The organism is Actinobaculum suis (assembly GCF_900618115.1).
Classification (GTDB): Bacteria; Actinomycetota; Actinomycetes; order Actinomycetales; family Actinomycetaceae; genus Actinobaculum; species Actinobaculum suis.
The window spans coordinates 1,594,247-1,619,416 of the sequence record NZ_UYIO01000001.1 but is presented as its reverse complement, the minus strand read 5'-3'; the positions used below and the strand labels follow the sequence as shown (position 1 = coordinate 1,619,416).

At 56.9% G+C, this 25,170-nt stretch carries 22 protein-coding genes; 10 read left to right on the top strand and 12 right to left on the bottom strand.

From position 1 onward, the window contains the following. Nucleotides 1–103 precede the first annotated feature (103 nt). The 7 genes from H8274_RS06650 (at nt 104) to dnaE (ending at nt 8,088) form a co-directional block, all read left to right on the top strand. A complete protein-coding gene (locus tag H8274_RS06650) occupies nt 104–517 on the top strand; it encodes a cell division protein SepF (RefSeq protein WP_049619053.1) in 414 nt (137 codons plus the stop codon). After that, nucleotides 517–804, top strand: a complete 288-nt coding sequence (locus H8274_RS06645) for a YggT family protein (RefSeq protein ID WP_049619052.1) — start codon at nt 517–519, stop codon at nt 802–804. Before H8274_RS06650 ends, H8274_RS06645 begins: the two co-directional genes overlap by 1 nt. 148 nt (nt 805–952) lie before the next feature. Beyond that, nucleotides 953–1,543 (top strand): DivIVA domain-containing protein, encoded by a 591-nt coding sequence (locus H8274_RS06640; protein WP_065415163.1) that lies wholly within the window; start codon nt 953–955, stop codon nt 1,541–1,543. A 289-nt stretch (nt 1,544–1,832) separates the two neighbouring features. Then, entirely contained in the window at nt 1,833–2,663 is an 831-nt protein-coding gene (gene lspA, locus H8274_RS06635; protein WP_065415162.1) for a signal peptidase II, read from the top strand. Next, nucleotides 2,660–3,583, top strand: coding sequence for an RluA family pseudouridine synthase (locus tag H8274_RS06630; protein ID WP_049619050.1), 924 nt, complete (start codon nt 2,660–2,662; stop codon nt 3,581–3,583). Before lspA ends, H8274_RS06630 begins: the two co-directional genes overlap by 4 nt. A 98-nt stretch (nt 3,584–3,681) precedes the next feature. Further along, nucleotides 3,682–4,473, top strand: coding sequence for a GNAT family N-acetyltransferase (locus H8274_RS06625; RefSeq protein ID WP_065415161.1), 792 nt, complete (start codon nt 3,682–3,684; stop codon nt 4,471–4,473). 81 nt (nt 4,474–4,554) lie between these two features. Next, the gene (gene dnaE / locus H8274_RS06620; protein WP_185934138.1) at nt 4,555–8,088 is read left to right on the top strand and encodes a DNA polymerase III subunit alpha; all 3,534 of its coding nucleotides are present in this window, start codon (nt 4,555–4,557) and stop codon (nt 8,086–8,088) included. Between the two features lie 198 nt (nt 8,089–8,286). On the opposite strand, the gene H8274_RS06615 is transcribed toward dnaE, so the two are convergent. The 5 genes from H8274_RS06615 to H8274_RS06595 all read right to left on the bottom strand — a co-directional run bounded on the left by H8274_RS06615 (nt 8,287) and on the right by H8274_RS06595 (nt 12,192). Beyond that, entirely contained in the window at nt 8,287–9,585 is a 1,299-nt protein-coding gene (locus H8274_RS06615) for a lipid II:glycine glycyltransferase FemX (protein WP_185934137.1), read from the bottom strand. Between the two features lie 62 nt (nt 9,586–9,647). After that, a complete protein-coding gene (locus H8274_RS06610; RefSeq protein ID WP_049619047.1) occupies nt 9,648–9,884 on the bottom strand; it encodes an RNA-binding S4 domain-containing protein in 237 nt (78 codons plus the stop codon). A gap of 19 nt (nt 9,885–9,903) precedes the next feature. Further along, entirely contained in the window at nt 9,904–10,548 is a 645-nt protein-coding gene (locus tag H8274_RS06605; RefSeq protein WP_276330075.1) for a DedA family protein, read from the bottom strand. 84 nt (nt 10,549–10,632) lie between these two features. After that, a complete protein-coding gene (locus H8274_RS06600; RefSeq protein ID WP_176700802.1) occupies nt 10,633–11,082 on the bottom strand; it encodes a Fur family transcriptional regulator in 450 nt (149 codons plus the stop codon). A gap of 141 nt (nt 11,083–11,223) precedes the next feature. Further along, complete coding sequence (locus H8274_RS06595) at nt 11,224–12,192, bottom strand: metal ABC transporter substrate-binding protein (RefSeq protein ID WP_185934135.1); 969 nt, start codon at nt 12,190–12,192, stop codon at nt 11,224–11,226. 146 nt (nt 12,193–12,338) lie between these two features. Between H8274_RS06595 and H8274_RS06590 the strand changes: the two genes are divergently transcribed. Further along, the gene (locus H8274_RS06590) at nt 12,339–13,784 is read left to right on the top strand and encodes a glycine--tRNA ligase (protein ID WP_065415182.1); all 1,446 of its coding nucleotides are present in this window, start codon (nt 12,339–12,341) and stop codon (nt 13,782–13,784) included. Between the two features lie 5 nt (nt 13,785–13,789). Next, nucleotides 13,790–14,959: a YibE/F family protein gene (locus tag H8274_RS06585; RefSeq protein WP_185934134.1), complete on the top strand. Its 1,170-nt coding sequence runs from the start codon at nt 13,790–13,792 to the stop codon at nt 14,957–14,959. Between the two features lie 154 nt (nt 14,960–15,113). On the opposite strand, the gene H8274_RS06580 is transcribed toward H8274_RS06585, so the two are convergent. Next, nucleotides 15,114–15,698, bottom strand: a complete 585-nt coding sequence (locus H8274_RS06580) for a PRC-barrel domain-containing protein (RefSeq protein WP_185934133.1) — start codon at nt 15,696–15,698, stop codon at nt 15,114–15,116. 390 nt (nt 15,699–16,088) lie between these two features. On the opposite strand from H8274_RS06580, the gene dusB reads away from it, so the two are divergent. Continuing rightward, entirely contained in the window at nt 16,089–17,375 is a 1,287-nt protein-coding gene (gene dusB / locus H8274_RS06575) for a tRNA dihydrouridine synthase DusB (protein ID WP_185934132.1), read from the top strand. 103 nt (nt 17,376–17,478) lie between these two features. Here dusB and H8274_RS06570 read toward each other — a convergent pair whose 3' ends face one another. The 6 genes from H8274_RS06570 to H8274_RS06545 all read right to left on the bottom strand — a co-directional run bounded on the left by H8274_RS06570 (nt 17,479) and on the right by H8274_RS06545 (nt 25,154). Next, nucleotides 17,479–18,156 carry an ABC transporter ATP-binding protein gene (locus H8274_RS06570; RefSeq protein WP_218122526.1) on the bottom strand — a complete coding sequence of 226 codons (678 nt, stop codon included), beginning with the start codon at nt 18,154–18,156 and terminating at the stop codon, nt 17,479–17,481. A gap of 104 nt (nt 18,157–18,260) precedes the next feature. Continuing rightward, nucleotides 18,261–20,363 carry a bacteriocin-associated integral membrane family protein gene (locus tag H8274_RS06565; protein ID WP_143021719.1) on the bottom strand — a complete coding sequence of 701 codons (2,103 nt, stop codon included), beginning with the start codon at nt 20,361–20,363 and terminating at the stop codon, nt 18,261–18,263. A gap of 174 nt (nt 20,364–20,537) precedes the next feature. Continuing rightward, entirely contained in the window at nt 20,538–21,398 is an 861-nt protein-coding gene (locus H8274_RS06560; RefSeq protein WP_074660566.1) for an anchored repeat-type ABC transporter permease subunit, read from the bottom strand. Beyond that, nucleotides 21,398–22,132 carry an anchored repeat-type ABC transporter ATP-binding subunit gene (locus tag H8274_RS06555; RefSeq protein ID WP_185934131.1) on the bottom strand — a complete coding sequence of 245 codons (735 nt, stop codon included), beginning with the start codon at nt 22,130–22,132 and terminating at the stop codon, nt 21,398–21,400. Before H8274_RS06555 ends, H8274_RS06560 begins: the two co-directional genes overlap by 1 nt. Nucleotides 22,133–22,140: 8 nt before the next feature. Next, nucleotides 22,141–23,307, bottom strand: coding sequence for a choice-of-anchor M domain-containing protein (locus H8274_RS06550; protein ID WP_185934130.1), 1,167 nt, complete (start codon nt 23,305–23,307; stop codon nt 22,141–22,143). Nucleotides 23,308–23,516: 209 nt separating this feature from the next. Further along, entirely contained in the window at nt 23,517–25,154 is a 1,638-nt protein-coding gene (locus H8274_RS06545) for an anchored repeat ABC transporter, substrate-binding protein (RefSeq protein ID WP_244924545.1), read from the bottom strand. Between the last annotated feature and the right edge of the window lie 16 nt (nt 25,155–25,170).

Below are 25,170 nucleotides of genomic sequence, written 5' to 3'. Positions count from 1 at the left end.
AGTAGTGTTAGTTCCCTCCGGGGCGACACGCCCGCGGTACATGAGTGACAAGCAGGCCAAACTCACCTACCTTGAGGCTCAGGGAAACTGTGAAAGGGTAGCCATGGGAATGTTCAAAAGAATAGTCAACCGGGCAGCTCTCAATGATGATGAATATCTTGATGAGTTCGACGACGCCGAAGAATACTACGAGGATGACCACCACGAAGAGGAAGCAGAAGTAAGCTCCTTGCGCGCGGTGGATTCCGGACCGGATTTCTCCCGTATTATCACCGCTAAGCCGCGGGCATTCACGGATGTACGGGGTTTTGCGGAGCAGTTCCGCAATGGCTTGCCGGTAATTATCAACCTTGCGGAAGCTGACGATTCAGCACGCAATCGGATCGTCGATTTTGCTACCGGTTTGTGCTTTGGTCTGCACGGAGATCTCAACAAGATCTCTTCGGAAGTGCTGTTGATGACCCCGCATTCGGTTCGCATGGAAATGCAACGCCGGGAGTCTACCGATAGCTTCTAATGACAGTTCTTGGCACTATATTATCGCTCCTCATACAGACATACTTGTTGATCCTCGTGGGGCGAGTAATTGTAGACATTGTGGTAATCACCGCCCGAGACTGGCGTCCCAGCGGTGTTTTGTTGGTGATAATCAACCTGATTTACAAACTCACTGATCCGCCGTTGCGCTTATTAGCGCGATATATCCCGCCCTTGCGGCTCGGTGGTATCTCTCTCGATATCGGTTTCCTCATTTTGTTTTTCGGCCTGCAGATTCTCAATTCGATCATTATTCGAGTGTTCTGAGGGCATAATCCCGGGCCAGAAGCATAACTAGCCATGGCGGATATGTTCCAAAGGTCTGGGAACACGGTTAGGATTAACGGGTACTCTAGGTCCTATGGGACTTTGTCCCGAGGAATATTTAGACATATAGAAACTTCAGAGGTGAGGAATGGCGTTGCTCACGGAACAAGATGTTTTAAACATCCGCTTTAAGCGACCCGCAAGCGTTGATACGGGGTATGACGAGGATGAGGTAGATTTCTTCCTCGACGAGGTTGCCGAAACGATTCGCGAGCTAACGGCTGCCCGCGAGGATGCGGAGAACCGGGCGAAGACGGCAGAAGCTCGTGCAGCCCAGAATCAGCAAGCAGGTCTTTCTGCGAATTTGGCCGGTCCCGATCAGGCAAGCACCACGGCTTCCTTCGCGGGCCAGGCACCAAGCGAACAGGCTGGCACTTCCGCCGCGGCGGTATTGCAGATGGCGCAGGAAACCTACGAACAGTTGGTGGCCCGTGGCCAATCCGAATCGGACCAGCTTGTTGCCGAAGCCAAGGCCAAGAGCCAGCAGATCGTGGCAGATGCGGAACAAAAGTCGAACCGCACTTTGGCCAACCTGGAACAGGAACGTGGCTTGGTGGAACGCAAGATCTCCGAACTGCGGGATTTCGAGCGCGACTATCGTACGCGTCTACGCAGCTACCTGGAGTCTTTGTTGAACAACGTCGAATCCGGCGCCCAAGATCCAAACCAGACCAAGTAGTGTTAATGAAAAGCGGCGGCCTATACCCTAATGTGGTAGGCCGCCGCTTCTCCGTGCCAAAAAGAATATGTTGCTGCCCGGTAGCTGCTTACGATTGCGAGCCAGATACCGGCGATATGCGAGCGAGAAGCGGGCGAAATGCAGGTGACAGTACCCTGGTAGCTCGGCAATAGTAGCTTGGTAGCTCGGCCCCGGGTAGTTCGGCAATAGTATCCTGGTAGCTCGGTAGTAACAGGAAGCGAAGCGGTGTCCGCCCGCAATTTCAGCGAAGCGGGCGGAGGTAGGTGGCATGATGAAGAAAACGGAAACGGCCAGTAATGAGGCGGAACCAGCCGCCGCGCCCAAACTCGCCGCACCGGAATCAGCTGGAACGAAGCCAGCCGAACCAGAAATAGCTGGAACGAAGCCAGCCGAACCGGAAACGGCTGGAACGAAGCCAGCCGAACCGGAAACGGCTGGAACGAAGCCAGCCGGGCTAGATGCGCGGCTTCCGCAATGGCTAGGCGTAGCCGTAATTGCCCTCAGCATCGTGATCGTAGACCAGATTACGAAACGGGTGGCTTTAGCAAACCTGGATCCGGGGGAACGGATCCCTCTGCTTGGCGATCTGTTTGGCCTGCAACTGGTTTTCAATCCGGGTGCCGCTTTCTCTATGGGTGCGGGCGCCACCCGGGTGATTACCGTTTTTGCTTTGGTGGTTTGCGTAGTAGTAATTCCCTGGCTTCTTTCCCGGCCGGTGGGGCGGCTCACCCGGATTGCGTTCGCGCTGATTTGGGGTGGCGCGATCGGTAATGTGATCGATCGTTTGTTCTTCCCACCCGGAAAACTGGCCGGGCACGTCGTCGATTTCCTGGCCTATGCGGATTGGTTTGTAGGCAATATTGCCGATATTGCGATCGTGGGCGGCGTCGTTCTTTTGCTAATACAAGCCTTCCGGGCCGAAAACACGGAAACCAGCAACAAGTTGGCCACCGCGGATACGCCTGGCACTGGAGAACTGGAAACCAGCAGCAAGCTGGATAACGCTAGTGTGCCTACAACGGACAAAACAGAAGAAGCAACCGCAGCGCACGTTAGTGAAACATCTACGGAGAGGAGAGAAACGGAGGGATGCCGATGACGGAGCGGCGTGTCTACCCGATCCCGGATTCTTTTGACGGGGAGCGTATTGATCTAGTACTAGCCCGTATCACCGGTATGTCACGTTCTTCGATTGCACGCATTATTGATGAGGGGCAGGCGCGCCTCGACGGCCAGCAGGCGGTGAAGTCGGACGTGGTGACAGCGGGAAACGTGGTGGAAATTAATCTTCCGGCGCCGCGGCAGGTAGAACCGATCGGGGGAGTGGAAATTCCCTTGCTGTATGAAGATCAAGATGTAGTGGTGGTCGATAAGCCGGCCGGATTAGCCGCGCATCCATCTTTGAATTTTGAGGGTCCGGACGTATTAGGTGCTTTGCAGGAAGCGGGAATACCGGTGGCAAAATCGGGGCCACCGGAGCGGCACGGAATCGTGCACCGGCTTGATGTGGGAACTTCGGGATGCATGGTTGTTGCTAAATCGGAGCGGGCCTATAGCCTCCTCAAACGCGAATTTCATGATCGCATCCCGGTGAAGATTTATCATGCGGTAGTGCAAGGCCATCCCGATCCGCTTTCGGGCACGATAGATGCCCCGATCAAACGCGACCGGCGCCACCAGTGGAAAATGGCGGTGCAAAAGGGCGGGCGGCACGCCGTCACCCACTACGACACGCTCGAAGCTATGGCCGGGGGCACGCTCGTGGAAGTACATCTCGAAACCGGGCGCACCCACCAGATCCGCGTCCACATGTCTGCCCTGAACCATCCGTGTGTGGGTGATGAAATGTATGGTGCCGATCCCGTATTAGCAAAGAAACTAGGTTTGGAGCGCCAGTGGCTACACGCCACCCGGCTTGGATTCGAACATCCAGACGGTACGTGGCGTGAGTTCACTTCCCAATATCCGGCAGATCTGCAAGGCGCCCTCGACCTCATGCGCGAAGGCGTGTTCAAATAGGAACGCGTGCAAATAGGAACGCGCGCAAATAGGAACGCGTGCAAATAAGAACGCGTGCAAATAAGAACGCGTGCAAATAGGAATAGGCAAGTAAAAACATGCAAATAGGTGCCGAAACTGGAATGCAAGCGGGGCAGCGAGCCGAAATATTGCGCCGCGCCCGGGAAATCCGCCAGCAGGTTTTTATTGCAGAGCAGGGCGTTTCCCCGGAAGAAGAATGGGACAGTGCCGATCACGATGAGCGCACGATCCACCTAGTGGTCACCGATCCCATAAAAGGCCACGACGCCGGCACAGCCCGGGTGCTCCCTCCGGATGAGTTCCTCAACCGCGCGCAGTTGCAAGAATATTGGGTCGGGTTACCTGGGGTAGGGAAGAATCCGGCTAGCGTGCCCATAGTGACCGTACCCGCTGCAAACTTCGACGCCACGTGGTGCCCCCGCTCCTCCACGCTGCCGGCCACCAAAGCAGACGCGATACCTAGCACGCGGTCCTACCCGCAAGGTTCCGGTGTGCAAGCTTCGGGCGCGCAGTCTTATCCGCAAGTTTCGGGCGCGCAACCACCTACGCGAGTTTTGGTCTCGGAATCAGACGTGCAAGTACAACTAATACAAGCCGAAGTAGCTACGTTGGTTCCCGTTGTACATATTGGCCGCGTGGCAACCTGCGCGCACGCGCGCGGGCAGGGAATTGGGCGGCGCGTTATGGAGGCTGCAGAGGCCGCCGCTGTGGCTACCTGGGACCTTGGGGATGGAATACTCATTGAACTGTCAGCCCAAACCCGCGCTTTGGGGTTTTACGAAAAACTGGGCTATGTGGCAGTTCCGGGCCAAGAATACCTGGACGCGGGGATACCGCATCGCACCGCCCGTAAATATTTGCGCGGCTAACTACCACTTGCGCTCTTCTGGAAACGTGAGACATGCCCGGGCCCATTAGCAGCTCTGTATGCGTGCGGTAGGATCGGCCGCATGGCAGCTCCTAAAGATTTCGCGCACTTGCATGTTCACACTGATTATTCTCTGCTAGACGGAGCCGCAAAGATTCAAAAGCTTGTAGCGGAAGCTAAACGGCTCGGGCAAAGCGCTATCGCTATCACCGATCACGGTTACCTTTTTGGTGCCTACGAGTTTTACAAGGAATGTAAAGCTCAGGGGGTGAAGCCGATTATTGGCATTGAAGCTTATATGACCCCGGGAACTTCCCGCTTCGGGCAAGATCGCGTGCTGTGGGGAACCGAAGAACAACGTGCCGATGATGTTTCTGCCCGTGGTGCTTACACGCATCTCACTTTGCTGTCCTATAACAATACGGGCCTGCACAACCTCTTCCGCATGGGTTCCCAAGCTTCCCTCGAAGGTCAAATGGGTAAATGGCCGCGCATGGATATGGACCTGCTGGAGCAATATCACGAGGGCATGATTGCCACGGCTGGCTGCCCTTCCGGGGAAGTACAAACCCGGTTGCGGCTCGGCCAAGAAAAAGAAGCGCTGGAAGCGGCCGGGCAAATGCAAGATCTCTTCGGGAAAGAAAACTATTTCGTGGAGATCATGGACCACAATAACCAGGTGGAACGCCGCGTGCGTAACGCCCTGCTAGATCTGGCAAAAAAGATCGACGCCCCGCTTATCGCCACCAATGATTCTCACTATGTAAGCAAGGAAGACGCCGAAATCCAAGACGCTATGCTCTGCATTAATTCCGGCTCCACCCTGCAAGATCCCACCCGTTTCAAGTTCGACGGCGAAGGGTACCATCTGCGTTCCACCCAGGAAATGTATGATCTTTTCGGAGATTTGCCCGGGGCCATGGAAAACACCTTGCTCATTGCCGAACGCTGCGAAGTCTCTTTCCAAACCGCGGCGGAAGGGGCGAACTATATGCCCGTATTCCCCGTCCCTGCGGGTGAAGATATTACTTCCTGGTTCGTCAAAGAAGTAGAACGCGGCCTGCATGAACGCTACGGCGAAAAAATTCCGGCAGACGTGCGCAAACGTGCCGACTATGAAGTTGGCGTGATCTGCGAAATGGGATTCCCCGGGTACTTCCTGGTAGTAGCCGATTACATTAATTGGGCTCGCGATAATGGTATCCGCGTGGGGCCGGGCCGTGGTTCGGGTGCCGGTTCCATGGTTGCCTACGCGCTGGGAATCACCCAACTTGATCCGATCAAACACGGCTTGCTTTTCGAACGGTTCTTGAACCCGGAACGAGTATCCATGCCGGATATCGACGTCGACTTTGATGAGCGGCGGCGCGGTGAAGTTATCGAATACGTGGAAGAAAAATATGGCCACGATAAGGTTTCCCAAGTGGTCACCTTCGGTACCATCAAAACCAAGCAAGCGCTCAAAGACGCTTCCCGCGTGCTCGGCTACCCCTACGAAATGGGGGACCGGCTCACCAAGGCACTTCCACCCGCGGTGATGGGCAACGATATTAAACTCCCGGAAGTTTTTGACGAAAACGCGCCGCGTTACAACGAAGCCGTAGAGTTCCGGGAAACGGTGAAGGGCGATCCGGATGCCCAACGTGTGTTTTCTTTGGCGCAAGGAATTGAAGGCCTGACCAGGCAGTGGGGTGTGCATGCGTGTGCGGTGCTGATGAGTTCGGTCCCGCTCACCGATGTTATTCCGCTTATGAAACGCCCGGCCGACGGCGCCGTTATCACCCAGTTTGAATACCCACTATGCGAAGAACTGGGCATTTTGAAGATGGACTTCCTGGGCCTTTCCAACCTGACCACGATTGACGATGCCCTGCAGAATATCGTCGATAATGGCAAAGAACCGGTGGTAATTGAGGAAGTCGATTTTGAAGACCAAACCACGATGGAGCTTTTGCAACGCGGAGAAACCCTGGGCATATTCCAGCTGGATGGGTCGGGTATGCGGACGCTGCTGCGGCAAATGAAACCCACCGGGTTCGATGATATTTCCGCGGTTTCGGCCCTGTACCGGCCCGGCCCGATGGGCATGAATTCGCATACCAACTATGCCTTGCGGAAGAACGGGATGCAGAAAATTGAGCCTATCCATCCCGAACTCGATGAGCCCTTGCACGAAATTTTGGGGCCCACCTACGGCTTGATCGTCTACCAGGAACAGATCATGCAGATTGCCCGGAAAGTGGCTGGTTTCTCCATGGGGCAAGCCGATTCCTTGCGGAAAGCCATGGGCAAAAAGAAGAAACACGAGATGGATAAAATGTACGTGGACTTCGAAACAGGCATGAAGGAGAATGGCTATTCGAAGGACGCAGTGCAGGCTCTGTGGGGAACCATGGAACCATTCGCCTCGTACGCGTTTAACAAGTCGCACTCGGCGGCCTATGGCGTGATTTCCATGTGGACGGCGTGGCTTAAGGCCCACTATCCGGTGGAATATATGGCCGCGGTTCTTACCTCTCGGCGCGATAACCGCAATAAACTCTCGCTGTATTTGGGGGAGACGCGGCGCATGGGCATCCGCGTGCTAGTGCCAGACGTAAACGAATCGCAAATGAATTTCTCGGCCGTGGGCAAAGAAATCCGTTTCGGCCTTTCCGCGGTAAAAAATGTGGGTATCCCGATCGTGGAAGGGATTGTGCAAGCCCGGAAAGAAAAGGGCCGTTTTGAATCCTTCCAGGACTTTTTGGACAAGGTGCCGATCCAGGTGCTCAATAAGCGGGCGATTGAATCGCTGGTCAAGGCTGGAGCTTTCGATAGTTTTGGGTATTCGCGCCGCGCTTTGCTTTCCCGCGTGGATGAGGCAGTAGATTCCGTGGCCGCTTTGAAGAAGAATGAAGCAGTAGGCCAGTTCGACCTCTTTGGCGGCACTTCGGTGCAAGAGGGCGTGGAAGTAACCATTCCGGAAATTCCCGAATGGGATAAGCGCGAAAAGCTCAATAAAGAACGTGACGTTTTGGGGCTGTATGTTTCGGACCATCCGCTTTCCGGAATGGAACACATTTTGGACCGGGCCGCTGATACAACGATCGTGCGGCTGATGAATGAAGAGACCATTCCGGATGGGGCTTCGCTTTCGCTGGCCGGGCTGATCACCAAAGTAGAAACCCGGATTTCCAAGAAAAACGGGCGCATGTGGGCCACGGTGGTACTCGAAGACCTCACCGGTTCCGCGGAAATCAACTTCTTCCCGAACACCTACCAGCAAGTTTCGGGGAATCTGCAGACCGACCAGGTAGCGATCGTGCGTTGCCGGGTTTCAGACCGGGACGGCAACCTGCAACTAGCCGCCCAAGAAATGACGCTACCTTCGCACGATCTCATGCCGGATTCCCCGGTTGATTTGCAGCTCGGGGAGCGGATGTGCACGAGTTCCTTGATGGATTCCTTGCGGCAAGTGCTCCAGAACTATCCGGGTTCAGCGCCCGTGCGTTTGCATGTGCGGTGCCCCGGAAAAACCGTGGTGGTACAGGTGGCGCAAAAGTTCTATGTGAACCCGGTCAGCGCGCTCTTCTCCGACCTACGGGTACTGCTCGGCCGTAACTGCATTATGAGCTAGTTATGAAGTGAGGTACGCCGCCGCACGCCGCCGCTGTTGCCGGTGGCGCGGGTGCCGGCTACACCGGCAGCCCAGCTTGCGGCGCCGGTGTAACCGGAATCAGTTGGCAGCCCTCAGGTTGTCACCCGGGAGGCGGCCTAAGTTGTGACGGATCTGGGCGGCGGCCTAGACGCCGCCCAGCCCGGGTGCCAGGCCGCCCTAGGCGGTGGTGAGGGTTTTCCCGCCCTCGGTGGCGCCGAGTGGGCGGGCGAGGGGCGAGAGCGCTAAATCGTAGGTGCCCGGATATTCTTCTACGCGGCCATTGAGCCAGCGTTTGAACCGGATTACCGGGGCATCGGGCGCGGTTTCGTCCCAAATTCCCGAAACCGCGAAAGTGTTGTAAATATCGAGTTGCCGATCGCAGGCCCACTTGAAGGCAGCTCTTTCTACCGGGTAGTCCCGCGCGAACTGGGTGAAACGCTTGTCCATACCACCCAGAAGCAAGATCAGTTCCTGATTGCATTGGAAACCGAGGGCCGAATTGATCGGAATGTTATCCCCGTATTTTTCGTGCACTTCCTGGGCCGCGGCGATTTGCTCCGCGGTGTGGGTCAAGGTTTTATCCAATTCCGCAAGCTCGCGATCTCGCGCCTTCGTTTGTTTGCGTTCTTGCAATACTTCGATGCGTGCCAGACTTTCTTCCCGGGTGGTTTCCAGTTGGCTGATATAAGCAACCGGGGAGAAGAAAGCCACGCAGACGAAGGAACGTTCCCGGCCCAAATGTTTCATGAGCGAAATATATAGGCGGCGGGAATCTTCCGAAATCGTGGGCATGCCTTCCACGCGGTCCGTCGTCGACTCGTGCAAACCATCCAGGTACCCGAAATCTTCGGGACCTAAGAACTTCACGGTCACCCCGTAACGGCCCTCATTGTGGAAACGCCGCCGCAAACCTTTCGCCAAAGTAGCGGTAGCTTCCTCAAAATCCAGACCCGCAATATCTTTCACATAAATAAAACGGCCCGGAATATCCCCGCGGTCAAAGAACTCAATATTCACCCGCTGGAAACCTATTTGAGAAAGCACATCTAAAGCCGGCCCGGCCGCCGGATTATCGGCAACGATCTTAATATCTTCATAGGTATGCATATCCAGCCGTGGCGTGACCCGCAGCGAAAGCACTCGCTTTTGTTTCGCCAAATACTTACGCAAGCCGGTAAAGAAGAATTTTACGAGCGGCAGATCAGACCAGTCAATCGTGGGGCCGTACTGGATATGAGTGCGCCAGAAGAAGCGCCGCCACGGTTGGTAACGAATCGAAGCGGCCGCCAAAACCCGCGGTTCGCCGGCCTGGCCGTCCGGGCCCGGAGTTTCTTCCACAACTCCCACAAATTCGACGCGGGAGCCAAGTTCGGTACGCGCCTGGGCGTACTCGGGTAACTGCTGCACGAAAAGGCGCGGTGCAGTTTTGACGAAATTCGTGTATTCCGAAGCGGTGAGAGGTCTGAAGCGCATCATAATCCCAGCATTATAGTGAAACAACGGAAAAGAGAATGGGTGCAGGTGCCCCCGCAGAGAGTCTACGATCTTTCGGCCACGCGTACCGCGAGAACATATTCGCCGTCGTCAAATTCTACGACGTCGCCTCCGTACAGCTGGCGCCCCCGTTCGGAAACCGGCTCGCCGTTTACGAATACGTACCCGGCTTGAATAACTTCGCGTGCCTCTCCGCCCGTGCCCACAAAACTCGCAAGCTTGACGAACTGGCCCAGTTTGATGGGCACGCGAACTTCAATTTCTGGAAGATCTTCCTGCATGATGCCTAGTATTGCACGCTTAGGCGTGCGGTGCTTCGCGCGTTGAAGATTGTGCGGTCTGTGCCACCGTATCGGCGGTCGCAAGGTTCGCGGCCTTCGAGACTGCCGAATCGGGGTTTTCAGTTTCCGCAGTGATGCGCGCGGTAGCATCTTGGTTTTTGATGCGCTGCGTTCTCCGGTGCCGCCGTATAAACACGTAGCTACCCGCGGCAATAATGAGCACCGCAATGATTCCTATGCCCCACCAGGAACCGAGGATGGCGGACCAGACGGCGGCCAGCGCGGCCATGCCCACCGTGGAATAGATAAGTGCCCAACCAACCCAACCGAAGAAAGCGGCAGCGGTAAAACGCCAGGCCCGCATGCGGGTTAGCCCTGCGCCGATAAGGATCACCGTCTGGATGCCAATCGTGTAGAAGCAGAGGGTGACCAGCGGCCAGCCGCGGCGCTGGATGCGATCTGCAGCCGCCAAAGTTTTGGGATTATGGGCCCAGGACCAAGCGTAATTTGCGATGCGATTACTGGGCTCTTTTTGTTTTAGTACCAAATATGCGGCGTAGCGGCCGAGCCAAAACGTGGCGGTGGAACGCAAAGAAACCACTAGAAAAAGCACTAAATAGACGATGATAAAAGGTTTTCCGGCGAGAAAGGAGTACCCATCCATGCAGGGTACCCTAACTGAAAAATTAGCGACAGTAAACGCTTTTTTGTCTCACCTTGTTAGTGGGTTTCGCTTAACTGGCTGGGCTTACTCCGCGTTGCGCGCCGGGCCTGTTTCAGCACGCTGTTGTTTCACGGCCGCGACTTTGGGCGCACACTTGGAGCACAGCCCAATGAGTTCCAAAGTGTGTTCCACATCCGAAAAGCCGGCCTGGGCAGCCACCCTGGTGAACCAATTTTCGGTGTTGGGCGGAATGATCTCTACGGTCTTCCCGCAGATTCGGCACACCAAGTGATGGTGGTGATCGGTGGTTTCACAGGCCCGGTACAGGGTTTGGCCTTCTTCAATAATGGTATCCAGGCTCCCCTCATCCACTAGCGATTGCAGGGTGCGATACACCGTTGCCAACCCGATCCGGGTGCCTTCCTCGGTGAGCTTATCGTGGAGGTCTTGTGCAGAAATAAACTGATCCGTGCCTTCCAGAACAGCGATAATGGCTCGCCGCTGGGCAGTAACACGTTGCCTCGGCGCGGTCATGGTCATCTCCTAACGCAAAAAACTTGAATACGGGCACTGCCTAAACAAACCGGTACGGGGGACGGGGTACTGGCGCTATTTGCGGCCTGCACGTAGCCCAAACCGGCTATCCCTTAGCTTAGCCGTCCCCGTGCGGGAACGTTACTGGCACCCCAGCCCGGCGCGTAGCGACTGCAGATTGTCTTCCATGCCGCTCAAATAGTCACCTTGTGCCGGGGGAGTGGAAAGAGAATCCAGGCTTGCCACTTGGGTGCCGGTTTCGGCGGCTAGTTGCGCTATTGCTTCGCTGTTACCGCCTTCCGTAAAAACTGTGCCCACGTGATTGGCGTTGATCTCGAGTTTTACGTTTCGGATATCTTTTGCGGTGGGAGTGATCGCGGGGTCCATCGCCTGCACTGCTACTTGCTGTAGATGGTAACGGTCTGTCATATAAGCGTAGGCGGGCCGGTAGGTGACGACGGTGCGCGTGGCACACTGGGCTAGCCCGGCAGCATAATGCGCATCCAGCTCATTGAGCTTCCCGGTAAGCGAATCCAGTGCCTGCGCGTATTCGGTGGCATGCGCCGGATCCATATTGCTCAAAGCCTCGCGCACGGCGCCGGCCAGGCGGGTAAGCCTTTCGGTATCGTGCCAGAAATACGGATCGAGCTGGCGGCCTGCTTCTCCGGATTCATCACCGTGGTTACCGGCCAACGCGCGATGGTGGACGAGCTGCACGTGCGGGGCTAAATCGACCGCAGGCGTACTCACCTGTGCCAGATTTTCATCTAGGGCCGGCTGGAAACCCGCAACATAGAACAGCACATCGGAAGCCTCACCCAGTTGCGCCAGCTCATCCGGTGTATAAGCATAAAGTAAAGGATCGACGCCGGCCGGGGTGGCCATGCTAACGGTGGCATATTCGCCGCCAATCTGTTCTGCCACCCAGGCAATGGGATAACTAGTGGCAGTTACCCGAATTTTCGGCGCAGCGGGGGTTTGCACAGTGTCTGAGTCAGCTGCAGGGCCGGAAGAAGAAGCAGCCGGGCCGGGCGGCGGCGTCGTACAACCAGCAAGGCTAAGCATACAAACCGTTGCAAGTGCGCTGAGGCGGCGAAGAAAAGTACTCACGTAACTTATCGTGCCGATTCACGCTAATCTTGTCAAAGCGGCAGGTGGATACCCGCGTATTTGGCACGAAGCGCGGATCGGGTGGCGGTAAAAAACTCGGCACTCCGGGAGGTTTGGCATACTGCTTAGGCGGCGCAACCCGTACAATGGCCTCGCGCGCATCAGCCGGATGCGCGGGAAAGGATAATAGTAAGGTGGCGAAAAAAGCTCCCACGCGTCTCGATAACGTCATTGCCCTCGCAAAACGGCGAGGTTTTGTGTTCCAATCCGGTGAAATCTACGGGGGCTCACGCTCCGCGTGGGACTACGGTCCGCTGGGGACCGAGTTAAAGGAAAATATTAAGCGCCAGTGGTGGAAATACATGGTGCAAAGCCGGGGTGATGTGGTGGGGCTAGACTCCGCGATTATCCTTCCCCGGGAAGTTTGGGTGGCCTCCGGCCACGTGGGCGTCTTTAACGACCCGCTTATCGAATGCTTGAACTGTAACCGCCGCTTCCGCATGGACCAGCTGCAAGAAGAACAGGCAAGCAAGCACGATATTGCTGAACCGGAAAGCATCGAACTGGCAGAACTACAGTGCCCGGCGTGCGGGGTAACCGGAAAATGGACGGAACCGCGCGATTTCAACATGATGCTTAAAACCTATCTGGGGCCGGTGCAAGACGAATCCGCACTGCACTATCTGCGCCCGGAAACCGCGCAGGGAATTTTCACAAACTTCTCTAATGTGCAACAGTCTTCCCGCATGAAGCCGCCCTTCGGGATCGGGCAGATCGGAAAATCTTTCCGGAACGAAATCACGCCCGGTAACTTTATTTTCCGCACCCGCGAATTTGAGCAAATGGAACTCGAATTCTTTGTGGAACCGGGAACCGATGAAGAATGGCATCAGTACTGGATTGACCACCGCCTCGCCTGGTACCAAGACCTGGGCATTCCGGCCGAAGAACTACGCCTGTACGAACACCCGCAAGAAAAGCTTTCACACTATTCAAAACGCACGGTAGATATCGAGTTCAAATTCGGATTTGCCGGCGGGGAATGGGGAGAACTCGAAGGCATTGCCAACCGCACCGATTTCGACCTTTCTACCCATATTGAACATTCGGGTAAGGATTTGAGCTACTTCGACCAGAAGACCGGCAAGCGTTACATCCCGTACGTGATCGAACCTTCCGCCGGGCTCACCCGCTCGCTCATGGCCTTCCTCGTTTCGGCCTACACCGAAGATGAAGCGCCAAACACGAAGGGCGGGGTAGATAAGCGTACGGTACTGCGCCTCGACCCGCGGCTCGCCCCGGTCAAGGCAGCCGTACTCCCGCTTTCCCGAAACGAAAAGCTCACGCCATTGGCCCGCGAACTGGCCGACAGCTTGCGTAAATACTGGAACGTGGACTTCGACGATTCGGGCGCGGTGGGCCGCCGCTATCGCCGGCAAGACGAAATCGGCACCCCGTTCTGCATCACCATCGATTTCGATTCGTTGGAAGATAACGCAGCTACGGTCCGAGACCGCGACACCATGGAACAGGTCCGCATCCCGATTGCCGAGGTAGAAAGCTACCTGGCCGGAAAGCTCGTGGGGGCCTAATCCATATGCACATTCATGCGCCGAGCGGGGCGGCGACCCCGTTGTCAGCCGCCTCGCGCGGTCGCATCGCGAAAATCTTGGCGGCCATCGTTGTGCCGATGGCTCTCGCCACCATAATCGGCCTCATCGTTTTATGGCCGCGCGGGGAAACCCCGGTAGGATCAATTCCTCTCAATGACGAGAAATCATCCTTGGTACGCGGAAAAATTACTTCCGTAGGAACCACCGATGAACTGGGCCAAACCGAAGTCCAAATGAACGTAGACGGCATCTCCGTACCCGTACACGTTCCTGCCGAAGTAGTAGCCTCCGGACTATCCGTAGGCGATACCATCCAAGCCCGCTTCACCCCATCCATGCTGGAATCAGGCGTGGCCTACGTATTCGTAGATTTCGAACGCGGCCCGGCCATGCTCGCCCTCCTCGCCGTATATATTGCCGTAGTTTTACTAGTTGCTGGCCGGAAAGGATTCATGTCCTTGCTCGGCCTGGGAGCTTCTCTCCTCGTGGTCGGCCTGTTTATGATCCCGGCGCTCGCGAGCGGCACTTCCGCCTTGCCCGTGGTGCTTGCCGGCGGGGGCGCCATGATGTTCCTTTCGATATATTTGGCGCACGGAGTTTCTATTCGTACGACGACGGCGATTCTCGGGACGGCTTTCGGGCTGGTAATCACGGCGGGCGTGGCTACCTGGGCGGTAGATGCACAGAACTTGACGGGCGCTACCGGCGATGAAGGGGCCATGCTGTCTTGGAACCTGGGCGGCATGAATATGCGTTCGCTTTTGCTGTGCGGGATTGTGCTAGCCGGGTTGGGCGCGCTCAATGACGTGACGATTACGCAAGTCTCCACAATTTGGGAATTGCATGCGGAAAGCCCGCATTCTTCCCGCCGCCGGCTGTTCATGCGAGGTATGGCAATTGGCCGAGACCATATTGCCTCCACGGTTTACACCCTGGCTTTTGCTTATGTGGGAAGCGCGCTGCCGCTCCTCATCTTGGCTTCGCTCTACGATCGGCCTTTCTTAGACCTTCTGCAAGTTGCCCAGATTTCCGAAGAAATCGCCCGCACTCTGGCTGCTTCCATTGGGCTGGTACTGGCGATCCCGGCTACCACAGCAATTGCTGCCATGCTGGCACCGGTAGCTCCCAGCCGGGAGAAAAAGAATCTGGACTAGGTAGCAGTTGGCGGCGCCGGCCCGTAGCGGTGTACAAGACCCGTAGCGGTGTATGGCAACCATGCCGCTACGGTGAGCCGCGCCCCGCGGCAGCTTTAGCGCGCTAGGCGGGCGGCAGCTTTAGCGCGCCTAGGTAGCGGCAGTTTTAGCGCGCCTAGACAGCAGTAGAAGCAGCCGAAGAAGCGGCAGTATCCGCGGCGTAGTGCGCGGCAATCGCGGCGCGCACTTCCTCGGTAAGGCCGAGAGCCGGATCGTATTCGGGAGCGCTCAAAATCGTTTCTGCCGCATATTTGCAGGCCACGAAAGGCCGTTTGGCGGAAGTATCCAGTTTGAGCCCCGCAATCGGGACCAGACTGGTAGAAAGATGCAATCGTCCATGGGCGATAAGCGCATAGACGGGCTCTTGTGTTTCGTTATCGACGAAGACGTCTTTCACGCGGCCATTTTTTTCCCCGGCATTATCGCGCACCGCGCGGTCTAGCAAAGCCGTAATTTCTTTCGCCGTGGCTTCTGGGAGGGCAACAATATCAAGGGGAGTGGGGGCAGGCGCAGCCGGGCCACGCTGGGTTTCTTCCGCTGCGCCGGTGGCTTTATCCGCTGCGCCGGTGGCTTCATCCGCTGGGCTTGTGTTTTCGCTCGCGCAGGTGCCCGGGGTTGCTTCCGCGGCGCCGGTGGCTTCTTCCGCCGAGCCACCCGTGGTTTCTGCGGTTCCTGCTGCTGCCTTTTCCTTTTCTGCCATAGCAACCTCCACTACTGCTAGAGCTAGCGCCCGCCGGCTTTCGCCGCCCGCCAGCTCACGGATATTTCCGTGCCCGCCCGCCAAATTGTTTTTAGGGCGGCGAACAGGACGGTCCTCTACTTTCAAAGTCCCTGACAAAATCCCTAATGTCTCTTTCTGACATAGGCAGACTACCAGGCGAGATATATGCGAAAGCCGATAGGCGAAGGCGGGGCAAAGTGGTTAGAATGCGCTAGCGCAGCTAAGTTTGCAGATCTACAGTAGCTGCGGACCTACAGTAGTTGCGGACCTGCGGCAATACGGATCTACGGCAATCCGGTAGCGCAATTCTGCTAGGCAATGCTACAAGCCGGTTCTGCGGATTTTATGGGAAGGTACGAGCACACGGGAATGAGTGAAGAAAACACAGATCGGCAAGCTACTGCCGTGCCAACGCCGGGCGGCAAACACAAATTACAGATTGGCGATATTACGGTTGGTACTCCGCTCGTTTTAGCACCAATGGCCGGTGTAACCAACCCACCATTTCGCCAGCTGGTTCGGGAGGAAGCAGAAGCTGGAGCCCGCGCGGCAGGCTATGATCCGGCGGCACAGCTGGCTAAACGTAATGCCACGCCGGGCACTTTCGCGCCAGCTGGGCTGTTCGTGTGCGAAATGATAACTTCCCGGGCCTTGGTAGAACGCCGCGAAGTGAGCTTGCGCATGATTGCTCCCGATCCGGGTGATCCGGTGCGCTCTATTCAAATCTATGGGGTTTCCCCGAAGATGACGGGCCGGGCAGTACACATGTTGGTAAGCGAAAACCGGGTAGACCATATTGACCTGAACTTTGGGTGTCCGATGCCGAAGGTCACCCGGAAAGGCGGGGGAGCGGCACTGCCATGGAAAACCGATTTACTCCGCCAGGTTTTAGAAGAATCGGTACGCGCGGCTCGCGAAGCTAGCCAGGACCGAGATTTTACTATCCCGGTGACGGCGAAGTTCCGGATCGGTGTGGATAGCCAACACGAAACTTTCCGCGACCTCGTCCATATTGCCGAAGATGCCGGTATTAGCGCTCTTACCATGCACGCCCGCACCTGCACCCAGCGCTATTCGGCAGACGCCCAGTGGGACCGTTTAGCAGAGCTAGCCGCCATGACCGAGCTACCCGTGATCGGCAATGGCGATATTTTTGAAGCCGCAGACGCCCTGGCCATGATGGAACAAACCGGGGTAGCCGGAGTAGCGGTGGCCCGCGGCGCTCAAGGCCGCCCCTGGCTGTTCTACGACATCGCAGCCGCCCTCCACGGCAGCCCTGCCCGCAAACGGCCCGGGCTGGCCGAGGTAGCCGCGCAGATAATGCGCCACGCCAAACTTGCGGTTCGTCATTTCGGTAACGAAGAACAAGCAATGCGGCATATGCGCGGGCATATGGCGAACTATATGCACGGGTACAGCGTAGGCGGCCCGGCCCGCCACGCGCTCTCGCTAGTATCTTCCTTGGCAGACCTGGAAAACATTTTCGCTACCCTCGATCTTTCCCAGCCTTTCCCCGATGCGGCGGAAGGCCGGCGCGGCCGGGGCGGTACCGAAAAACCGGCGGCCCTACCCGAGGGGTGGCTGGATTCGCGCGAACTGAGCCCGGCACAGGCCGCGAAAATAGCTTCCGGAGAAATCGAAGTGGCCGAAGCCTAACCCGGCCGGTAGCTAAGCCTGCCGGTTGCCGTGTGCCTGCCGGTTGCCGTGTGCGTGCCGGTTTCCGTTTCCGGCGGGCCAGCCATCTGCCGGCCACTCACCGTTATTGTTGGGCCGGGGCTGTGCCTAAGTCGAGCACCGAATCGCAAAGCTGAACGATAGCCGGGTTGTGCGTGGAGAGGATTACCAGCGCGCCCGCAGCGGCGCGTTGCCGCAAAGCTTGCATCACCACGTCCGAATTAGCGGCGTCGAGCGCGGAAGTAGGCTCATCCGCCAAAATCAGCTGCGGTTCTTTCAGCAGTAATCGGGCCAGCGCCACGCGTTGCTGTTCTCCACCGGAAAGCGTGTAGACCTTCGACTTTTCACGGCCCGTCAAACCCACCTGAGCCAGGGCCTGCGCCATCCGCTCCCGTCTTTCCGTTTTATGGAGTTGCCGCACTTGCAAAGGTAACCGCAAGTTTTCTGCCACGGTCCAATCCTCGATCAAACCGTAGTTTTGGAATAGAAACCCGAGCACATCCCGGAAGAACCCACGCGCCTTCCGGGAACCATGTTTAACCGCGTGAAAGCTTCCGAAGGAAAACTCGCCGGAATCAAAATTTTCCAGCAGCCCCAAACAATTCAAAAGCGTGGTTTTCCCGGAACCGGAAGGCCCGGTCACCGCCAGCATGGTGCCGGCCGGAACCGAAAAACTCACCCCGGGAAGTACCGTGTGGTTCCCGAACTTTTTCACCAAGTTCTGCACTTGCAGCACCGGGCCTGCAGTTGCCTGGCTTGCCATAATGTTTCCCCCTTTCTGGTGGGCGAGATAAAGAGAGATAAAACTAAAACAGGTGCGGAGAGTTTGTTGTTGTGAGTACGGTTGTGAGGTCTACTAACGCCTCGCTAATCCCGTTTGATAATCGTGGCATTGAAACGCCGCTCATAAGCAATCAGGGTGGATACCGAAAGCAAAAGGTACAGGCCGCTTAGCCCCGCCAGGAGCAGGCAGTTGCGTACCGAAAGTTCTACGTGGGCGATACCAAAACTGCAGGCCAGAGCCAGGAGCACCACCATGATTTCCACCGCGAGATAGCTCAGATGCCGAACCGCGAAAGGATACCCGTGGATTTTGCGCAAGAAATTACGTTTCTGGAACCGGTCGCAATAGATCTCAGCGAAAATAATCGCTGCCGTTACTAGCACGAACAGGGCAAGCGCCATACTAATAAGATCTTGTTGGAGAGCCTGTTGGGCAAGTTGCACCGAAGTGGTCACGGCATCCGCGGCATTATCTATCCCTTGGAAGTTACCGCGGATCCCGGCCTGTACCAGCGCGGCATCCAAAGCCTGCGAATCTGTAAAGAACAGATCATCGGTAGAAGCATAGGAAATGTATGAGATCGGGGGCACTACCTGCGAAGCAGCGGAGGCTACGGCAATAATCGGATCTTGCAGCCGGGTAGCTGCTTGATCATCTGCCGGCTGATATTTGGTGCCACCATACGTGCTGTATGTCTGACCCGCCGGAATCCTTATCACCTGTGCATGGAGCGTGAAACACGGTTCGGGATCTGTTACCTCCGAAGCCAGCTCAGGCTTACAGTGCGAAGGAGTGAAATCCTTATTGTATTTTTCGGCAAGTAGTTCTACATCTCCGGGATAGTTTTCAGGTACCAGGAGTAGGTAGTGCCCGGTTTCGGTGGGTACGACGGCGGACGTGAGCCGCCGCCCGGAAACGTCCACCACTGTTTGGCGGTCCAAATAGTTTCCATTCACTAGCAAAGATTTGCTACCACCCCTCGCGTATGGATCGCTGGCCGGATACCCATCCATCGGTGGTTCGGCTTCGCCTATAAGCGCATAGTCGTTATATGCGACCAAGAGGACTTTGCCGTCTTGCTCGGCTTGGGCCACGATTTGCTGGAAGGCCGGCGCTGCTTCCATATCGTCATACTGGTTGCCGGTGGTAGTAAGACGCAACGCATATAGTTGGCCATTCGCGCGCCATTGTGCCGATTCTTTGGTGAGAGTGTTTACGGCGTCGATCCGGTTGCAGGTGGCCGTCGTCGTCGCAAACACAATAATGAGCGTGCCGAGGGCGGCGATAGTGGAAAACACCGCGAGGCTCCTTCCCGCACGGTCCCCTTTGAGCACGGCGACCGGAGCGCGAATACCCAAAGTGATCGTGGCAAGCACGCAAGCCAGCAGGGCAAAAACATAAAACCCCGCCCAGGTGAGAACCAAAATCTGCAAGTAGCGGCTCAGCTGTTGCAGGCTGTTATAAACAAACAAAGCGAGCAGGGTCACAAGCAAAGTTGGAGGCAAGAACAGCGCAAAAATCTTGCTCAGATCACGCACGTCCCGCCGGAGCATTTGCGCGGTGGAATAGCCGTGTATTTCTTCCAGAGCGCGGATTTTGCGGCTTTGGGAAGCACCGTATCCAAAGGTGAGAAGGGTGAGAACAAAGAGGATCGCCATGGTGGCGGAGCTGTTATTCGTACTCACCGTGAAAAGCACCAGGGCGATGGTAGGAACCCGTTGCGAAGTGCAACGAAAACCGGCCGTTTCCAAATCTGCCAGGAGAGCGGCATAGTCAGCACTGGAGTAAGCCAAAGAGGTGGCGTAAGTGCCACGCAAATCCTCCGTGGTGATCTCGCTACCGGCACGCACCTGAGTAGCGTGTTTACCGGTTACTACGGAAGGATAATCTTCGCCGCCCGCTTCCTCAAAACTAGCGGTATCACCAATAAAAGCGAAGAGGATGCGCCCCTCAAAGGAATTGTCTTGCCGATGCGCGATTTTATAAATATTTGCCTGATGTGTTGCGGCACTTTCCTGCAAGGCCTGCAAAGCTGCGGCTTTACTTTCGGTACTCACTTCCTCCACGGTGAAAGTGCTCCGCGCCCCGAGCGGCTTATAGCTATCAAGGTCTACCAGCAATTGGAAGGAGAACAAAGCCGAATAGAGGATTGCGAGCACGAGGGAAACTTTTGCGAGCCTATGCATAACCATCCTGCCTTCTTTCGGGTGCTAAACCTTAGGAACACAACTCGAAATCAAGCAGAGAGGCACGCACGCCGGTCTTCATTGCTCCGGTACTCGTTCCGAAGTAATTCTAGGCGAGTGTGAAAAAAACAAAGCTGGTTCGGATAGGAAAATTTCGAACTATGCCGGTACGGCCTATGCCGGCACGGCCTGCCCGCGGCGGCGCCGAGCCGTACGGACGGAAGAAACCACCCAGGCGGCCGCGAAAACCACCATGAGCACCATGACGATAGAAGCACCGGCCGGCCAATCCCAGGACCACGAAATCCACACCCCCATAAAAGCCGCAAAACAGCCGAGCAGGGGAGAAATAACCATCATTGGCACGAGCCGGTTCGTAAGCAAACGCGCGCTTGCGGCCGGGGTTACGAGTAAGGCGAGCACCAAAATATTGCCGATCGACTGCACCGAGATCACCACGGTTGCGGCTACTAACAGGTAGAGCACGGCGTCCAAAGGCCCTTGCCGGATGCCTAAGGTCTGCGCGTAGTCACGGTCTACTGTGGAGGCCACCAGTTGCGGATGTAGGAAGGCAAGGCAGAGCAAAATTAGTGCGCCGGTAATCGCAACCGTTACCAATTGCGAATCGGAAACGCCGGTGAGCGAACCGAACAGGAAAGATTCCAAAGAACCGGTGTACCCGGGGATGCGGGAAATAATAATAACGCCCAAGGCGAAGCTTCCAGCCATGAAAATTCCGATGAGGGAATCTTCCCGAAGCTTGCGGTTTTGGGAGGCGGCCGCGATCAACAGGGCCACGATTCCACCGGCAATCATCCCGCCCGCCATAATCGACCCCTGAAGCGCGAACGCAATAGCAATACCGGGGAAGATCGCGTGTGAAAGGGCGTCTCCCACAAAGGACATGCCGCGCAAAACCACGTGCGTTCCCACAATTCCGCACACCACAGAAGAAAGCATGGCCACGATTAGCGCGCGCGGCAAAAAGGCAAGTACCGGATTACTCAGATCGTTGAAGAACTCGATGATATTCACTAGATGACCCCCAAAACACGCAAAAGCGAAGAATCGTTACCAACCTGGAAGGTTTCTTGCCAGGGTTGCGGATCGCGCAATTCTTCCGGTTTGCCGTGTGCGCGCACGGTCCGGTTGAGCATTACCAAGTCCGTACATACGTCCATGGCTTGCGGCAAATCATGTGAAGACATGAGGATTGCGCGCCCGGTGCCCACCAGGGAACTAAATAAAGTGGCCAAAGAATCTTGGTTCGGATAATCCAGTCCGGTGAATGGTTCATCCAGAAGGAGCACGGCTGGATCGGTGGCAAGCGCCCGGGCTACCACGACGCGCTGTTTTTGCCCGCCGGAAAGCTCCGCGATAGGCCGTTCGCGATAGTCGAGCAGCTCCACGGTTTCCAAGGCCGCATAGACTTTCCGCCATTCTTCGGCGCGCCGGCGCCGCCACCGGCGTTTTTGCCCGCTAAACGAGGTAGCCACTAGTTCTTGCACACTAATCGGATAGGTCCATTCGGTAAGCGAAAGTTGCGGCACATAGCCAATCGCGCCCGGCTGCGGCCGTTTTCCGTCCAGTTCCACGCTTCCTGAACTAGCTTTCACCAGGCCGAGGATCGCACGCATCAGCGTAGTTTTTCCTGCCCCGTTCGGGCCGATCAGCCCGGTGAGTTGCCCCTCGCTCAGTTCCAGGTTGATGCCGGTAAGCACTTCCCGGCCGCCCAGCGAAACGTGCAGATCTTTCACCTTCAGTTGCATGCGAGTTATTACCCTTCTGTGCTGGGGGAGTGCGGGGCCGGCGAGCCGTTTGCCGGGGAATCTGTTGCCGGGGAATCTGTTGCTGGCGAGCCGGATGTCCGGGAGCTAGCACCGGTTGTGGCGGCTGCGGCTTCGGAGCCGGCAGCGCGCGCCTTTTCTTTGGCTTGGCCGGCAAGGGCCGCGAGTTGGGCGGCTTTGCGGCGGCGGGCAAACACGATCAGTACCGCGAGCGCCACGAGTGCGATAACGACGGCGCATACCGCAATAATTCCGGCCGTGGAGTTTCCGCCGGAATTGGTGGCGGGGGTGGAAACCGCGGCGCTATTGCCAGATGTTGCGCCGGCCTTTGCTTCTTCCGCGCTGGGCAGGTTGGCAGCGGTGCCGGGCCAGGTAGCTTGGCGGGTTTCTTCCGTGGTGACTTGGTCGCCTACGGCGAAGCGCAGGATTTGGGTATCTTCTACCGCGGTGCCATCAGTGAGGGTGGCCGCAGCGGTGACGCGCATTAGATGCACGCCGGGCTGGGCGAAAACCCAGTTGGCATGGGTGTGGGTATTGAGGTCTACGTTCATGGGCTGGGAGATTTCTTGGGCCGAGTTCCACAGTTCGGTGGGGCCGGCGAAGTTACCGGCTTGCACGAAGAGATTGAAACCGCCGGGCCCTTCCATGCCGCCGTAGATGAGTTTTACTTGCCCGTTGACGGTATTTACTACTTCGGGATCTTGGGTGCTCCAGCCCAGCCACAAAACGCCGGGAACTTCTTGTTGGGGAATGATATAGGCCTCGCCGGTGGCGTTGACGAAAGCGTAATCGCTGGTGTCTGGCACGGTCATTTTGCCGGCGTCGTGCACGCGGAAAACTACGTCTTCCAGGTGCCGCCATACGGGCGTGGCTTTTGAATCGTCCCGTACCATGAGCGTCCACTTGCCGTCGATGAGGCGCGGGCCTAGATCGGCATGGTGTTCGTCGAGTTCGGCGGGTGTGCCCAGGGGCGCAACCTCTTCATCGGCTTCCAATACTTGGGTTAGTGCCGGATCAGCATTCGTGGATTGTTCTTCATCGGCAAGAGCTACCGGGGAGGCGGTAAGGGCAAACAGGGCAGCGCACAGGGCAGCGCACAGGGTAGCGCCGCCGGCGCGGATGGTGCGGATGCCGCGAGTGAATCGAGATCTTTTCATGAGATTGTTGTTCTTTCCTTTTTGTGTGTACCGGTTGTGTTTCTTTTCGTATGCGCTGGTTGTGGGTGTTTGCCCGGTGAAAACTACCGCGGCTAAACCAAAACGTAGGCGGTGCTAAAACCGCTACTTAGGCAGCGCAACCCAAATTTAGTAGGCAGCGCAGCTGATACTTGGCTGCGCGACCGGTGCTTTGGCGGTGGCACTGCAACTTAGGCGGTGGAACCGGGCTGCGGTATTAAATAATCTGGCGGCCAGGCTGGCAGTGCCCCCGGATCCAAGCAAGATTTCAGGGTTTGGGTATTGGTTTCCACTAGGGCCACGTAGCTGTGTGCCTGCTCTGTGAGAGTATCGGATACCAGTTCGCATACTTGCGCGTTTGCGGCTTGGGCGGCCGCTTCGAGTTCGCCGCGGTGGGCGCGCGAGCCTGGTTCGGCAAATACGGCTGGTACATGCAGATCAATCAAGGTGCGGGTGAGATTGGCAAGGGCCTGGGCGGAAGGTTCCGCCGTCGGGTTAGGTGCCACAAAACCGGCTACCTGCAAATGGTAGGCATCTGCCAAGTATCCGAAACCATCATGGGTGGTTACCAGCTTCCGGTTGGCTTTCGGAATGGAACTGATAACCCCGGCAGACCATTCATCAAGCGCGCTAAGTTGCTCAATATAGGCCGCTGCATTGGCTTCATATTCTGGTGCACCTGCCGGGTCAACACGGCTTAGTTCCGTGCGGATTACTTCCACGTAGGCGATCGCATTAGAAATATCGAGCCACATGTGCGGATCGATATCTCCATGCACGTGTTTGCCAACCACGGCCTGCGCCAAAACCCAGGCCTCGCTACCCGGATGGCCCAAAAAGTTCCAGCTGGGATCTCCCGGTACCGTGGTTGCCGCCGAATGGGGGACTACCACTACGGATTCATCCGTGCCCCAGCGCGTGGTTTGTTTTGTGCCTACTTCGCCGCGGAAATCGAGCGCGCCGGAAGTGTAGGCCGTAATATCGACGTGCCCGGAATCTATTTGGTGCTCGCGGCCGGTTTGCGCCGGGTCCACACCCACCGCGAATGTCACATCGGTTTCTCCGAGTGGGCGTGGCTCTTGCCCGGGCTCATTGAGGTGGGCTTGTAAATGCATGGTGTAAATCCCGGGGGCGGAAAACCCCCAAGACATGTGGGTGTGTGCGTTTAGCGGCAATTCGATTTCATTTTCGCTCGCTTTTCGGTCCGAAACAATCCAGGCCGTAGGCTGGCCGAAAGTACCGGTGGTGAAGGCAGAAAGCTGGCCGGGCCCTTCCGCACTTGCCGTGAGCGTGACGCTCGACTTTTGTTTGCGGGCCGCAGCCTCCGCAGTATCCGCAGCATCTGCCGCATCCGCGCCATCTGCCGCATCCGCAGTATCTGCTTGCGGATCCGTACCGCCGTGGCTGGCGGCCGCGGCGGCGTCGTCTTCCACCCGGAAACCGAGCCACACGGTAGCGAGCGAAGCATCTTCGACCAGGGCGATATTCCGTGCCCCGTACGCAACCGCAGCATCGCCAAGCGTAATGTTTTGCGTCCCTTTCGGCAGATTGGCGTCAATCGTATTCGTGAGCGCCTGGCTTTCTAGGAGCAACCCATTCGAGAAAACGACGTCTGCCCGCGCAATATCCTTCAGCGCCGCCAAAGAGGGCTCATAAGTATGCGGGTCGGCGCCGAAGGGCACGATCGAAGTGGTGTGTGCGCGCGTGCCCGCAACATTGCTAACGAGGTCAGCGATGATCGGGGTAGAGGCAGCCACCGTTACGGTATCGTCGCTGCGCGCTTCCGGGGCTGTACAACCACCGAGCGTTAGCGTTCCGAGAAGCGCCAAACTGGTTGCATACCTG

Coding starts and splice junctions, on each gene's coding strand:
- H8274_RS06610 (WP_049619047.1), bottom strand. CDS start 9,884: ATGCAGGAAGATCTTCCAGAAATTGAAGTTCGCGTGCCCATCAAACTG.
- H8274_RS06555 (WP_185934131.1), bottom strand. CDS start 22,132: ATGCAACTGAAGGTGAAAGATCTGCACGTTTCGCTGGGCGGCCGGGAA.
- H8274_RS06600 (WP_176700802.1), bottom strand. CDS start 11,082: ATGACCGCGCCGAGGCAACGTGTTACTGCCCAGCGGCGAGCCATTATC.
- H8274_RS06645 (WP_049619052.1), top strand. CDS start 517: ATGACAGTTCTTGGCACTATATTATCGCTCCTCATACAGACATACTTG.
- H8274_RS06630 (WP_049619050.1), top strand. CDS start 2,660: ATGACGGAGCGGCGTGTCTACCCGATCCCGGATTCTTTTGACGGGGAG.
- H8274_RS06590 (WP_065415182.1), top strand. CDS start 12,339: ATGGCCTCGCGCGCATCAGCCGGATGCGCGGGAAAGGATAATAGTAAG.
- H8274_RS06640 (WP_065415163.1), top strand. CDS start 953: ATGGCGTTGCTCACGGAACAAGATGTTTTAAACATCCGCTTTAAGCGA.
- H8274_RS06605 (WP_276330075.1), bottom strand. CDS start 10,548: ATGGATGGGTACTCCTTTCTCGCCGGAAAACCTTTTATCATCGTCTAT.
- dnaE (WP_185934138.1), top strand. CDS start 4,555: ATGGCAGCTCCTAAAGATTTCGCGCACTTGCATGTTCACACTGATTAT.
- lspA (WP_065415162.1), top strand. CDS start 1,833: ATGATGAAGAAAACGGAAACGGCCAGTAATGAGGCGGAACCAGCCGCC.
- H8274_RS06580 (WP_185934133.1), bottom strand. CDS start 15,698: ATGGCAGAAAAGGAAAAGGCAGCAGCAGGAACCGCAGAAACCACGGGT.
- H8274_RS06565 (WP_143021719.1), bottom strand. CDS start 20,363: ATGCATAGGCTCGCAAAAGTTTCCCTCGTGCTCGCAATCCTCTATTCG.
- H8274_RS06570 (WP_218122526.1), bottom strand. CDS start 18,156: ATGGCAAGCCAGGCAACTGCAGGCCCGGTGCTGCAAGTGCAGAACTTG.
- H8274_RS06550 (WP_185934130.1), bottom strand. CDS start 23,307: ATGAAAAGATCTCGATTCACTCGCGGCATCCGCACCATCCGCGCCGGC.
- H8274_RS06625 (WP_065415161.1), top strand. CDS start 3,682: ATGCAAATAGGTGCCGAAACTGGAATGCAAGCGGGGCAGCGAGCCGAA.
- H8274_RS06615 (WP_185934137.1), bottom strand. CDS start 9,585: ATGATGCGCTTCAGACCTCTCACCGCTTCGGAATACACGAATTTCGTC.
- dusB (WP_185934132.1), top strand. CDS start 16,089: ATGAGTGAAGAAAACACAGATCGGCAAGCTACTGCCGTGCCAACGCCG.
- H8274_RS06585 (WP_185934134.1), top strand. CDS start 13,790: ATGCACATTCATGCGCCGAGCGGGGCGGCGACCCCGTTGTCAGCCGCC.
- H8274_RS06650 (WP_049619053.1), top strand. CDS start 104: ATGGGAATGTTCAAAAGAATAGTCAACCGGGCAGCTCTCAATGATGAT.